Genomic DNA, 249 nt, shown 5'->3' with positions numbered 1-249 from the left:
CAATGGAATAGCTGATACTGTCGCCGGTATCGATATCGCTGCCAGTGACTTTACCTGAGATGCTGGCGTCTTCCGCTACAGTTTGCGCGGCAATGCTGCTGAGCACTGGCGCATCGTTAGTACCGGTAAGGGTAATGACTAAGTCTTTGGTGTCAGTCGCATTTGCGCTGTCGGTGACCGTGACCGGAATGGTCAGGGTCTGGGTCTGACCTTCAGGAAGTGACTGATACGCCGCGTTGCTTGGATCGA

Annotated in this window: 1 protein-coding gene; it reads right to left on the bottom strand. The window is 54.2% G+C overall.

The features are described from left to right. Positions 1-249 (bottom strand): VCBS domain-containing protein (locus LZP69_RS16540; RefSeq protein ID WP_234201762.1); only part of this gene is annotated, 249 nt, incomplete at both ends.

This window comes from Shewanella sp. AS1 (assembly GCF_021412565.1).
Classification (GTDB): domain Bacteria; phylum Pseudomonadota; class Gammaproteobacteria; order Enterobacterales; family Shewanellaceae; genus Shewanella.
This window is presented reverse-complemented; position numbering and strand designations above follow the sequence as displayed.